Source organism: Actinoplanes sp. 13 (assembly GCF_056134165.1).
Genome location: NZ_JBVYOQ010000002.1, coordinates 154,088 through 166,414 on the forward strand (window position 1 = coordinate 154,088; position 12,327 = coordinate 166,414).

The 12,327-nt window shown below is 72.0% G+C and carries 8 protein-coding genes; 5 read left to right on the top strand and 3 right to left on the bottom strand.

Annotation, left to right across the window (positions count from 1 at the left end; genetic code table 11):
* Positions 1 to 57: 57 nt before the first annotated feature.
* Together eccB and eccD are read right to left on the bottom strand one after the other, a co-directional pair.
* Positions 58 to 1,440, bottom strand: coding sequence for a type VII secretion protein EccB (gene eccB / locus AC0NH5_RS05410; RefSeq protein WP_474400603.1), 1,383 nt, complete (start codon positions 1,438 to 1,440; stop codon positions 58 to 60).
* Between the two features lie 20 nt (positions 1,441 to 1,460).
* Positions 1,461 to 2,852: a type VII secretion integral membrane protein EccD gene (gene eccD / locus AC0NH5_RS05415; RefSeq protein WP_474400604.1), complete on the bottom strand. Its 1,392-nt coding sequence runs from the start codon at positions 2,850 to 2,852 to the stop codon at positions 1,461 to 1,463.
* A gap of 107 nt (positions 2,853 to 2,959) precedes the next feature.
* Between eccD and eccCa the strand changes: the two genes are divergently transcribed.
* From eccCa to AC0NH5_RS05440, 5 genes are all read left to right on the top strand, one after another.
* Positions 2,960 to 6,919 carry a type VII secretion protein EccCa gene (gene eccCa / locus AC0NH5_RS05420; protein ID WP_474400606.1) on the top strand — a complete coding sequence of 1,320 codons (3,960 nt, stop codon included), beginning with the start codon at positions 2,960 to 2,962 and terminating at the stop codon, positions 6,917 to 6,919.
* A 157-nt stretch (positions 6,920 to 7,076) separates the two neighbouring features.
* Positions 7,077 to 7,823, top strand: coding sequence for a hypothetical protein (locus AC0NH5_RS05425; RefSeq protein WP_474400608.1), 747 nt, complete (start codon positions 7,077 to 7,079; stop codon positions 7,821 to 7,823).
* Between the two features lie 38 nt (positions 7,824 to 7,861).
* Positions 7,862 to 9,691 (top strand): WXG100 family type VII secretion target, encoded by a 1,830-nt coding sequence (locus tag AC0NH5_RS05430; protein WP_474400610.1) that lies wholly within the window; start codon positions 7,862 to 7,864, stop codon positions 9,689 to 9,691.
* Positions 9,692 to 9,782: 91 nt separating this feature from the next.
* Positions 9,783 to 10,865: a WD40 repeat domain-containing protein gene (locus AC0NH5_RS05435; RefSeq protein WP_474400612.1), complete on the top strand. Its 1,083-nt coding sequence runs from the start codon at positions 9,783 to 9,785 to the stop codon at positions 10,863 to 10,865.
* A 28-nt stretch (positions 10,866 to 10,893) separates the two neighbouring features.
* On the top strand, positions 10,894 to 11,481 hold the full coding sequence (locus AC0NH5_RS05440) for a hypothetical protein (protein ID WP_474400614.1): 588 nt from the start codon (positions 10,894 to 10,896) through the stop codon (positions 11,479 to 11,481).
* A 6-nt stretch (positions 11,482 to 11,487) separates the two neighbouring features.
* Here AC0NH5_RS05440 and AC0NH5_RS05445 read toward each other — a convergent pair whose 3' ends face one another.
* Positions 11,488 to 12,309 (bottom strand): DUF6406 domain-containing protein, encoded by an 822-nt coding sequence (locus AC0NH5_RS05445; RefSeq protein WP_474400616.1) that lies wholly within the window; start codon positions 12,307 to 12,309, stop codon positions 11,488 to 11,490.
* Positions 12,310 to 12,327 lie beyond the last annotated feature (18 nt).

Sequence of the window (12,327 nt, forward strand, 5' to 3'; positions counted from 1 at the left end):
GCTGCTCCGCCGCCGTCAGGCCGGTCACGGCCTCTGCCGCGCCGGGCTCAGCCGTCGTCAGGGGCGGGCGGCGGGCAGCCCGGCGTTGGCCGGGTCCAGGGGCGGGCCGACCGGCAGCCGGCCCACGACGCTCGTGCGCATCCGGACCGCGGCGGCCGGGGGATAGCCGAGCTTCTCCGCGATGTCCGGGCTCACCGGGAAGGCCCGGCCCGGCTCGGTCACCAGCATCAGCGTGCCGGTCGTCGCGTCCGGCGCGCCCACCGCGTGGACCAGCGCCCCACGGCCGGCCGGCACGATCACCCGGTTCGCCAGCGGGGTGCCGGGGTCGGCGACACCCAGGGTGTTGCCGGCCGGTGAGCCCTCCGGGATCTCCGCGTCGGTCCGCACCGACGGCGCGCCGGCGCCGGCTGGGAACACCGCGCACAGGGGTGCGTCCGGGGTCGCCGGCGTGACCAGCTCGGGGGTGGCGGCGGGCGGCTGCACATCGTCCTCGGCGGTGAGGTTCGCCGCGGACTCCACGACCTGACCGGCCTGGATCTCCTCCGGCTGCACCCCGTCGGGGTTGAGCGCCGGGTCGCCGCGCATGATGTCGGCCTGCATCGACGTGACCTTGGCCAGCCCGTCCGGCATCGCCACGTAGAACTGGGTGTTCCCGGCGGTGTTGCGGACGAAGAAGAGCCGGCCGACCTTGACGTCGCGGAACGCGGAGGAGCCCGTGGGCAGACCGAAGCGGGCGATCGCCGGGCCGGCGGGCAGGCCGTTCAGCCACGCCGCGCGCACCGGGATCGAGTCGTAGCCCTCCCAGGTCAGCGCCTTGAGCACGACGTCGGCGTCCTTGATCTCGAAGCGGCGGTCGTTCCAGACCAGGTGCAGGCTGTCGCCGCTGTCGACCGCGCGGACCAGCATGGCCCCCGGGCCGAGCGGCCGGTCGCTCGCCGGCGACGAGCCGACCATCAGCACGGTCTGCGCCTGGCCGTCGTCGCCGGGGCGCACGCACAGGCTCCAGCTTCCGGTGAGCAGATCCGCCGGGCGGGGGATCACGTCAGGCGCGCCGGGGATGCCCAGCATCTCGCCGCGCGGCGTGCCGGAGAGCGAGTTGCGGGACACCGAGACCGGCTGCAGGGCGCCCAGCAGCATCGCCGAGGCCTGGTTCGCCACCGGGTACAGGACGCCGTCCCGGTACACGTACCGGACGCCGGTCTCCTTCTCCAGCACGATCGCCTCGGGGTTGCGCCAGGACGTCTTGCCGCCGCTGACCAGCATCCCGTACACCGCGACGCCGCCGACCGCGATGACCGCGACCATCAGGCCCGCGAACGCCGAGCCGGCGAACCGGCGGAACGGCGACTGCTCCGGGTCGGTGTCGTGGATGACCAGGGCGGACACCACCCGCTGCAGCAGGAACTGGTACGAGTGCAGGCGGTCCCTACGGGTTGCCATTCGTCCTCACCTCTCCCGGGTCACCCGAAGTGACCGCGGACAGCCGAGTACACCCCGACGGCGGCGCAGGCCACCGGGATGATGGTGATCAGGACCGCGGTGTCCAGCAGCTCGAGGAACCGTCCCACGTACGGCGAGGACTGCCGCCGGCTGTAGACCAGCCCGCCGGCGATCACCGCGGCCGCGACCAGCGCCAGCACGAGCACCGCGATCAGCGGCCGCAGCGCGGGCGGCAGCGTCAGTGTCAGGCCGACGGACAGTACGGCGACGCCGACCAGGCCGGCGGTGAGCAGCGGCACCCGCTGGCGGGTGGCCAGGAACATCCGGGTCCGCAGCAGCAGCGCCGCGGTGCAGAGGGTGGCCAGCAGCGGGGTGGACAGGCCGCCCGCCTGACCCACCACGACCAGCGAGACCGCGCTGGCGATGCTGCCGCCCAGCAGCACGCCGGTCAGGATGTCGTCGGCGCGGGCCACCGCCGCGAACGTCTTGGGTGCCGGGGTGCGGGGCTGGTCCTCGAGGATGTCGCCGGCGCTCTCCGGCAACTCGGGCACCGGGATCTTGCCGAGCCGGATCGCCATCAGCGGCGCCATCGGGCAGAGCAGTACCACAGTGGTCAGCACCACCGCGGCGGCCGCCGTGGTGTCCAGGCCGGCCAGCGTGATGCCGGCCCCGAAGGCGCCGACCAGACCGAGCACCACACCGGCGGCGAAGACCCGGGTCCGATCCGCGACACCGCCGTACCCGATCAGCGAGGCGCCGCAGAGCAGCACCGAGCCGAGCAGCAGGCTCGGCGCGCCCAGCCCGGTCAGCGGCCCGTCGCTCGCGATGATCAGGCATCCGCCGGTGAAGGCGAACGGCAGCCCGACGGCGGCCACCCAGACGCCGGCCATCGAATCGGCCATCGCCCGGGACAGCGCGATCCCGGTGATCAGCAGGATCACCGCCAGCACCAGGGCGACGATCCCGGGCACCACCCAGGACGGTCCGGACAGCAGCAGCACCAGCAGCGCCACCACCAGCAGCGACGTGCCGACGGTCAGCGCCGCGCGACGGGTGGTGGCGGGCTCCCACGGTTTGCCGTGGCGTCGTGAGCCGGCCGCGATCGTGTGCACCACGTCGTCGTAGTCCGGCTCCGGCCACTCCGCGTACCGCGGCACCAGATGCAGCAGCTCGCCGTCGCGGACCTCCTGCGCGCCCAGGCTCAGGTCGGTCCGCAGCTCCGTGCCGTCGGTCCGGCGCAGGATCCAGCCGCCGTGCGTCTCCCCGGCATCCGCGAAATTCTCACCGGCGTGCTGCATGAGACTCGGAAGCAGGCCGGCGAGCGCTACGTTGCTCGGTAGAGCCAGGTCGATACGACGATCCGGTGTGGCGACGGTCACCCGCGCCAGGCCAGTGACGGGTGTCGTGGTCACCGTTTGCACTCCCGTTGTGTCCGATCAGGCTTCCCGCGGCTGTCAACCTAGCAGCCGGTTGCCTAACATGGCGTCCACCCATTCGTCGATCCAACGGGGAGCAGTTCGTGAGCACGGTGACCGTCAAGCGGTACCCCCGGCGCCCGGCACCCGCCATCCCGTCCGGTGACGTCATCCTCGACCCACCGCCGGAACTGCCCCCGCCCGGGAACAAGGGCTGGTCGAACCTGCTCATGACGCTGCCCATGGTGGCCGGTTCGGCCGCCATGGCGATGATGTTCTCGTTCCAGAAGCCGGGACCGCTGGGATACATCGTCGGCGCCATGTTCGGCGTCAGCATGCTCGGCATGCTGCTGGCCCAGGTGGTCTCGAACAACGGGCAGCCGAGCAAGGCCGAGATGGCGGCCTCCCGCCGCAAGTACATGCACCACCTCTCGCAGCACCGCCGCAAGATCCTCAAGGTGATCACCGAGCAGCGCCGGGCGATGTACTACCGGCACCCCGACCCGGACGCGCTCTGGTCGACGGTGGCCAGTCACCGGCTGTGGGAGCGGCGCCCGGTGGACGGCGACTTCGGCACGGTCCGGCTCGGCCTCGGCCCGCTGGAGGTCGCCACGCCGATCGTGCCGCCGCGCACCAGCCGGGTGGAGGACCTGGAACCGGTCTGCGCGGTCGCCCTGCGCCGGTTCGTCAAGACGTACGCCGTGGTCCCGGACCTGCCGGTGGCCCTGTCACTGCCCGGCTTCGGCCGGGTCTACCTGCGCGGCCCGCAGCAGCCGTCGCGCGCCCTGGTCCGGGCCATGCTGGCGCAGGCCGTGGCCTTCCACGCGCCGGACGACCTGCTCGTCGCGGTCTGCGCCGGCCCGGAGGTGGCCGGCGAGTGGGAGTGGGCGAAGTGGCTGCCGCACGCCCTGCACCCGACCAAGACCGACGCCCTCGGCCAGCTGCGGATGGTGGCCTCCAGCATCCCGATGCTGGAGGCGATCCTGGAGGACGTGGTCGCCTCCCGGCCCCGGTTCGACCCGGACGCGGTGATGACCGTCAGCCCACACCTGATCGTGGTTCTGGACGGCGGCGACATCAGCGGCTCCGACCACCTGATGACCGAGGGTGGCATCGACGGCGTCACGCTGATCGACCTGACCACCGCCCCACCCCGGATGCTCGACCGGGCCTCGCTGGTGCTCGAGCTCGACGACCAGGGCGACCTGCACACCTCCACCATCGACGGCCGGACCCGGGTGGGCCGGCCGGACGCGCTGCACGAGGAGCAGGCGCTCGGGCTGGCCCGGCAGATCTCGCCGCTGCGGCTGTCGGTCGCCTCCCGCAGCGAGTCCCGGCTCAGCACCGAGATGGGCCTCGCCGAGCTGCTGAACCTCGGCGACCCGCACCAGTTCGACCCGGCCACCGCCTGGGGCATCCGGCCCAACCGGGACCGGCTGCGGGTGCCGATCGGCATCGCCCCCGACGGCTCGCCGATCGACCTGGACATCAAGGAGTCCGCGCAGGAGGGCATGGGCCCGCACGGCCTGCTGGTCGGCGCCACCGGCTCCGGCAAGAGCGAGCTGCTGCGTACGCTCGTGCTGGCGCTCGCCGCCACGCACAGCTCGGAGATCCTCAACCTGGTGCTGGTCGACTTCAAGGGCGGCGCGACCTTCGCCAAGCTGGACCGGCTCCCGCACACCAGCGCGGTGATCACCAACCTGCGGCACAACCTGTCGCTGGTCGACCGGATGCGCGACGCGATCTCCGGTGAGCTGATCCGCCGCCAGGAGCTGCTCCAGGACTCCGGCAAGTACGACTCGCAGCGTGACTACGAGCGGGCCCGCGCGGCCGGCGCGCCGCTCACCCCGCTGCCCAACCTGCTGATCATCTGTGACGAGTTCTCGGAGCTGCTCAGCGCCAAGCCCGACTTCATCGACATGTTCGTGCAGATCGGACGGGTCGGCCGGTCGCTGGGCGTGCACCTGCTGCTCGCCTCGCAGAAGCTGGAGGAGGGCCGGCTTCGTGGTCTCGACACGCACCTGTCGTACCGGATCGGTCTGCGGACCTTCTCCAGCAGCGAGAGCCGGGCGGCCATCGGCGTGCCGGACGCGTACGAGCTGCCCCGCGCGCCGGGCCACGGTTTCCTCAAGTTCGGGACCGAGGCCCTGGTCCGGTTCCGGGCCGCCTACGTCTCCGGCAAGTACGAGGACACCTCCGGCACCACGGTCGCGGAGCTGACCCCCGACATGGACCCGGCGCTGCCCTACTCGACCCAGTACGTCGCCCCCAAGATCACCGAGGCCCCGGTCGCCGTGCCGAGCGAGGCCGACGAGGACGCGATGGGCGAGAGCGTGCTGGACATCCTGGTCGAGCGGCTGGAGGGCGGCGGCGTGCCGGCCCACCAGGTGTGGCTGCCGCCGCTGGACGTGCCGCCGACGCTCGACCAGATCATGCCGCCGCTGCAGGTGGAGCCGCAGCGCGGCCTCACGGTCAGCGTCTCGGAGAGCCGCGGCGCCCTGCAGGCCCCGGTCTGCCTCGTCGACCGGCCCTTCGACCAGCGCCGCGAGCTGCTCACCCTGGACCTCGCGGGCGCCTCCGGGCACCTGGTGGTGGTGGGTGGCCCGCAGAGCGGCAAGACCACGCTGCTGCGGACCACGATCATCGGCCTGGCGCTGACCCACTCGCCGCAGGAGGCCCAGTTCTACTGCCTCGACCTGGGCGGCGGCGGCCTCGCGGCGCTGCGTGACCTGCCGCACGTCGGCGGGGTGGCGAGCCGGCTCGACGTGGACCGGATGCGCCGGACCGTCGCCGAGGTGAAGTCCCTGCTCGAGGCCCGCGAACGCTATTTCAGCGACCACGGCGTCGAGTCGATGGCCGTCTATCGCCGGCGCAAGGCGCAGGGCGACTTCGCCGACGACCCGTTCGGTGACGTCTTCCTGGTCGTCGACGGCATCGGCACGCTGCGCAAGGAGTTCGAGGACCTCGAGATGGACGTCTCCGACGTCACCGCGCGGGGCCTCAACTTCGGCGTGCACGTGATCGCCTCCGCCGCCCGGTGGATGGACGTGCGCCCGTCGCTGCGCGACTTCTTCGGCAGCAAGCTGGAGCTGCGGCTGGGCGACCCGACCGACTCGGTGATGGACCGGCGGGCCGCTCTCAACGTGCCGGAGAACTCGCCCGGCCGGGGCGTCACCGCGGAGGGCATGCAATTCCTGTCCGCGCTGCCGCGCATCGACGGCACGGCCGACCCCAAGACCCTCCCCGAGGGCGTGGCGAAGCTGGTGCACCAGATGAGCGAGGCGTGGACCGGGCCGCGGGCGCCGCAGGTCCGGATGCTCCCCAGCGAACTGCACTACGACCAGCTGCCGGTCGCGGACGGCGGCCCGGCCGGCCGGGTGCCGATCGGCATCGCGGAGAGCAACCTGCAGCCGGTTTACCTGGACTTCGACGCCGAACCGCACTGCCTGGTCTTCGGCGACCTCGAGTGCGGCAAGAGCAGCTTCCTGCGCAGCGTGGTCCGGGGCATCACCCAGCGGTACACGCCGGCCCAGGCCCGGATCATCGCGGTCGACTACCGGCGCAGCCTGCTCGGCGCCGTGCCCCCGGAATACCTGCTGGCGTACGGGACCTCCGCGCAGACCACGACGGACATGATCCGCGACGTGGTGACCGCGATGAAGCGGCGGCTGCCCGGCCCCGACGTCACCGCGGAGGAGCTGCGCAACCGCAGCTGGTGGACCGGTCCCGAGCTGTACGTGATCATCGACGACTACGACCTGGTGGCCGGGGCGACCAACCCGGTCGCACCGCTGATCGAATACCTGGCGCAGGGCCGGGACGTCGGCTTGCACCTGGTGCTCACCCGCCGCAGCGGCGGCGCGGCGCGGGCCCTGTTCGAGCCGGTCATCGCCCGACTGCGCGAGCTGGCGTCGCCCGGCATCATGATGTCGGGCAACCGCGAGGAAGGCGTGCTGCTCGGCAACCGGCGTCCCGAACAGCTGCCGCCGGGCCGGGGTCACCTGATGACGCGCCGTGGTGGCAGCCAGCTGGTCCAGCTCGCGTGGACGCCGCCTGCCGGATGACGGACAGTGAGACCGACGGGGTTGGGGCTATTCCCACCCTTCGATAGGGTGGATGGCCACAGAGCCGAAGACGGGAGCGGGGGACATGGTTCAGAGACCGGACGGCGGTGGAGGCACGGGGGCCCCGACGGGTGTCGGGTACAAACTCGACCTCAAGGTGGAGTCGCTTCGTGTGCTCGCGGACCAGATCGCCGACGATTTGAAGGACTTCGACGGGCAGTTCGAGAGCTGGAACCAGCAGAGCAGCCACTCGCACCCGCTCAGCGCTCAGTACGCGCTCAAGGAGGGCGTCACCATCTTCCAGGAGGCGAATACCCTGGACGGGGGCAACCGGGGTTCGCACATGCAGGTGGAGCTCGGTGTCCAGCTCGTCCGCATGGGCCTGGAGGCCCTGCACAAGGCCGCAGACAACCTCGCCAAGACCTACAAGAACCTCGACGAGGCCAACGCGCTCTCGGTCTCCCGGGTCGAACTCATGTTCCCCGACCCGCCCAAGACTGGCGGCGGCGGTGGCCGTGAGCTGCCCACCCCGGCCGAGATGCAGAAGGCGCTCCGCCCGGACGGGTTCGACCTGGACGGCGACGGCGTGATCGACCCGAGCAAGGGCGACATCCTGTTCGCACCGTCCAACGGCCAGAAACCCGTGTTCACCGGGCCGACGTCGAAGAACGACACGCCGGCCGACGTGCTGCCCGAGCACCACGCGACCTACAGCAACCCGGTCGACGAGACCAAGCGAACCGAGGAAGACGGCGGTTTCTCCAAAGAGGTGCGCGAGGAGTATGAGCAGAAGGTGGCCGAGGAGCAGGAGGAGGCCGCGAACACCGACATCGTGGCGCCCGGCGCCCCGGGAACCTATCCGGGCACGCAATCGGGAACACCCAGTGGCTCTGTCACCGCATGACCGGCGGCGCTTGGTGAGCGAGGGTTACGGGGGACCTCATGACTGACTGGGGCGAAATCCCTTTCGCTGCGATGTACAAGGCGGTCCACCAGCAGGACTCCTTGCGTCAGCGGATGTCGGCGGGGGGCTGGCGATCGCTGGCCGGCCAGCTGGACGCGTTGGGCAGCAACCTGCGGCACTACCGGGACCAGGTCGCCCCGGACTGGCACTCCAAGGGTGGTGAGGCCTTCCGGGAGCGGATGACCGAGGTCGTGACCACGCTGGAGGCCTACGCCGACGAGGTCCGGGTCTACGCCACCATCCTGGACGACACGGCCGACGCGGTGGACCATGCCCAGCAGCGGATGGACGACATCAACCGCCGCCGCGCGGCATACATCGGAAGCCGCGAGGACTGGCAGGACTTCGGCGATCCGAGCAACTCGGACAACCCCCTGGTGGACTTCGGCAGAGACGTCAAGGACGTCGGCAGCGACCTCTGGCACAACCGGCCGGAGATCCTGGGCGGGGACGGCTTCATCGACCCGGCGAAGATGCGCGAGTTCGACGCCGAGGCCCGGACGGTCATGTACGACCTGTCCGGCAAATACGAGACTGCCAACCGGAAACGGCAGGACCTGCCCGCCTACAAGGGTCCGATCATGGCCAACACGCTGACGGTGCCCGGTGGGGGCCAGGTTCCGGGTGCGCCGGCGATCCCGGCGCCGCCCGGCCCGCCGGTGGCGCCGCCGGTGCCCAAGCTGCCGCCGGGTACGACCCCGCCGGTGCCGGCACCGCCGATCGTGCCCGGTCCGCCCGTGGTGCCCCCGGGACCGGGTCCGGAGCTGGTCGGCGCCCCGGCGCCACCGGCGCCGCCGGTGGTCACACCGCCGCCCGTGCCGGCGCCCCCGGGCACACCGGGTCTGCCGGGCACGCCGGTCCCGCCGCCGATCCCGGGGCTCAACCTGCCCGGCCAGAACAGGATCGGCGGTGGAGGCGGCGGCGGAACGCCCCGCATCACTCCGCCGACCGTGCCCAACGTCCCCGGCAAGGGCGGCCGGACGGGTCCGGGGGTGCCACCGCCGCCGGGCCGTAACGCGATGAAGAAGTCCGGCGTCATCGGCCAGCGCCCGGGCACCGGCCCGGGCAAGCCCGCGCTCCCGCCGTCGGCGGGCACCGGCAAGGGCGTGATCGGCAAACGGCCCGGCGACCCCGCGCAGCGTGGTGGCCAGCCGCCGGCCGCCGGTCAGCAGCGCCGGCCGGGTCAGCAGGCGACCCCGCCGCCGAGCCAGCGCGGTCGCGGCGCCACGCCGCCCCGGGCCGGCAACGGCACCGGGCGCAACGCGACGCCCCCGCCGACCGGGCAGCGTCCCGGTGTGATCGGCCGCCGTCCCGGCGCCGACGAGCAGGGCCGGCCGGGCACGCCGCCGCCGGCACAGCGGCGGGACCGCCGGAACACGGAGAACCAGCCCATCGGCCCGACCGGGATCCCCGGCACCATCGGGCCCGGCAACACGGCCTGGGGCACCCCGCCACCCACCATCGGCAACACCAGCCGCCCGACGCGGCCGACCGGCATGGACCACGACGCGATCGGCGGCCGCCCGCAGGGCGGGCCCGTGCGCCGGCCCCAGCCGGGCGCCGACGGCCCGGAATACAACCGCCAGCGGGGTGTCGCCGCCCGCGACGCGGCACCGCCGGTGCTCGGCCGGGAACGGCCGGCCCAGCCGCAGCAGGTCGAACCGCCGCCCTCGCGCCGGTCGCAGAAAGCCGCCGCCCCGATCGACGAGGACTACGGCGTGTCCGAGGCTGACACCGCCGCGCCGGTCATCCAGACCCCGGAGCGGCACGAACGCGACGAACGCGGTCCGGCCATCGGGGCCGGCTGACGACGGACGCACGGTGATCCCGGCGCCGCCGGGTGGGCTCCGGTCCACCCGGCGGCGCGTTCACGTCGGGACCCGATCACAGAGGACAGGAATGAGCCGAACCAAAATCGTCGTCGCCGGGATTGCCACGCTGGTCGTTGCCGGTGGAGTCGGGGTGGCGGCGCTCTGGGACGACATGCCGTGGGCGGGCGAGGACCGCACCTGCGCGACGCCCTCCGCGACCGTCCGCACCGAGATCCCGGCGCCCGCGCAGAGCGATCCCTTGCCGCCGAGACCGGTGCTGAGCCCCGACGGCCGGCACCTGCTCCACCCGATCGACGAACCGGTGCTGGTGGTGGCGGAGACCGGGAAGACCGTCAGGGCGTACGAGGGTGGGTTCCCGAGTGTGGTGTCGTTCCGTGCCGACGGCTCGTCGTTCGTGACGCACCAGCGGTTCCAGAACGAGAACGGCGTCGCCCAGGGCATCGCCCTGTGGAGCGTGACCAGCGACAAGGCGATCCAGGTGTTCCCCGCGGACCTGGAAGAAGGCCTGGTCCGTGACGTCGCGGTCAGCCCCGACGGCAAACTCGTCGCCATCAGCACCGCCGACAAGTCGGTGCGGTTGTGGAACGTCAAGACCGGGGGCATGGTCGCCACCCTGAAGGAGAAGTCCGAGACCAAGGAGATCCCGCAGTTCCAGACGAGCAGTCTCGCCTTCAGCCCGGACGGCGAACGGCTGGCCCTGGCCGACACCAGCGGCAAGGTGTCGGTGTGGCAGACCGGCTCCCGCAGACTCGAGCAGCAGTTCACCGCTCCCGGCTCCGGCGGCATCGAGGTCGCCTTCAGCCCGGACGGGCAATACCTGGCCGTCCGTGAATACGGCCAGAGCGATCCGTCCTCCAACCAGGACGTCTGGGTCGTCGAGCTCGAGTCCCGGCGCGGCATCCAGGTCCCCAACCACTACTCCGACCCGGTGCGGGCCATGCGGTTCAGCCCGGACAGCGGCTCGATCGTCACGATCACCTCCCGCGGGTTCGTCGAGCGGACCACCCTGGCCGACGGGAAGACGACGGAACTGCTCGAGATCTGCGACATCGAGCACCTCATGGTCGGCGCGGACGCCACGACGGCGGTGACACTGGCGCCGTCGGCCGACCGGACGGTGTTCGAACTCGCGACGTACCCTCTGCCATGACGTCCGGTGACCTCGAAGGAGCGACGGCATGACCACCCAGCTGCAGGCCCGGACCCTCGACGAGGCGTACCTCTTCGTCGACCTGGTCGTCGGCGCCAACGAACCGGTCGACCTGCGCCGCATCACCGAACTCGTGCAGGCCGAGGGATACCAGGAGCTGCGCGTCCACGGCCGGCACGACGGCGAACTGCACGACTTCACCATCCTGGTGCCGGCCGGCGAGCGCGACGACGTCCTCCCCGGCGAGCTGTACGGCGAAGGCCGCGACCCGTCCATCCTGATCGACGCCGGCCAGTGGCGAGGCGTCGAGGAATACGCCGCGGCCGCCATCGGCGCCCTGCTCGACCAGGCCGGCGGTGGAGGCCTCACCCCGGAGGCACTGGACGAGGTCAGCGCCCACCTGGACACGGCGTACTCGGCACTCGCCGAGATCGGCAAGTTCCTGCCGGCGAGCGCCGACGAAGTTCCCCCGGCGGCGTTCTGGTCCGAGACCGGACGCCTGATCCGTGACCGCCAGCCGGAGGCGTTCCGGCGTGACCGCCTCGTCCGCGACGAGGCGGAGTACCGCGCGATGGCCGACCAGATCGCCGCGTACGAGGCCGCGAACGGCCGCTGACCCGTCCTACCAGGGCTGCCCCGGCGCAGCGATCTGCCCCGGCGTGACCGGCGGCAGCGGCAGCAGGTCGAAGCAGAACGAGTAGATCGACGGAGCGACCGGGTACAACGACGTCGCGCAGATGTAATCGGCCGGCGTGGGGTAGAGGTCCCTGGGATAGCTGCCGGCGCCGGCGCGGGCCTCGTCGCTGAGCAGCACGATCTGGTCGGTGTACTCGCCACGTAACTTGACGGCCAGCAGCGCGCCGATCGGCACCGCGATCACCAGGTAGTCGTCGGTCAGCCAGTGGCGGCGCTGGCTCTCGCCGAGGCCGAGGTCCCGATGCGGGACCTCCGGATGGATCCCCAGGATCGGGTGGATCTCGTTGAGCACGAAGTAGGCGCCTTGCAGTCCGGCGTCCTCGGTGGGGAAGGCCCCGTTGTTCTCGCTCAGCCACCGCCGGTACAACGGTGGCAGCTGGAATCCGGCGCGCTGTTCGAAGGCGGCCAGGGTGCCCTCGTCGAGGCTCCCGAACGGGCGCAGCTGCACGGGATTCCAGGCCCGTTCGGCGGCGGGCGGCTGATAGGGCGGCGAGCCGGCGTGAACCCGGCGAAGGGTCACCGCCCAGATGGAGGCCGTTCCGGCGAACTCGATGTCGTCGAACCGCCACGTCTGGTCGCCGACCGGGAACTCGTCGCCCAACCCGACCCAGTGCTCGGCAGCCTGCTCACCGACCGCGACTTGAACGAGCACGCGGGGCTCCGTCTCATCCATACCGCGAACAGCCATCGTGATGTCGTCGGTCACCTCAGCGAACTGGATGTTCGACTTCACAATGACGGTGTCCATATCACATCTCCTCGGTGT